Consider the following 617-nt stretch of genomic DNA (forward strand, 5'->3'; position numbering starts at 1 on the left):
TCTTCTTCCCGGTTTCCTGTTTCTCCTGCGCAGTATCGGGCCCAGTCCTCCATGAGCCGGCGCCGCCGGCCGAAGAGATCGCCCCGACGATAGGCCCGCTCGACCGAATTGCTGATGGTGTGCGCCAGCGCCATCTCGCGCACCTCGTGCGGGTAGTTCGTCGTCTCCGCGCTCCAGTCCGAGAAGGACGAGCGGAAGCCATGCGGCGTACCCTCGATCCCAAGCCTGCGCAGCACCGCCGAGAGCGTCATGTCGGAGAGCGGCCGGCCGCCTGTCCTCGAGGGGAACACAAGCCCGTCCGGCCCGAAGGCGTTGGGGATCACGGCGTCGAGCACGGCCATCGCAGCGCCGGAGAGCGGCACCCGGTGCTCCCGGCCCGCCTTCATGCGCTCGGCCGGCACCAGCCATTCCCGCGCCTCGAGATCGATTTCGGACCAGCGCGCACCGCGCACCTCGCCCGATCTGCTGGCGGTCAGGACGGCAAGCTCGAGTGCCCGCGCGCCCATGCCTTCGGCACCGCGGATCATGGCCATGACACGGGGAACCTCGCGCCAGGGCACAGCCTTGTGGTGGCTGACCCGCGCAAGCCTGTCTCGCCTCGGAAGCAGGTTCTCGAG

The 617-nt window shown here is 69.4% G+C and carries 1 protein-coding gene; it reads right to left on the bottom strand.

The annotated features are described in order from the left end of the window. The coding region (locus QSJ97_RS24635) for a tyrosine-type recombinase/integrase (RefSeq protein ID WP_285675150.1) at positions 1-533 on the bottom strand (533 nt) is incomplete at its 3' end. Between the last annotated feature and the right edge of the window lie 84 nt (positions 534-617).

The organism is Paralimibaculum aggregatum (assembly GCF_030270585.1).
GTDB lineage: Bacteria > Pseudomonadota > Alphaproteobacteria > Rhodobacterales > Rhodobacteraceae > Thermohalobaculum > Thermohalobaculum aggregatum.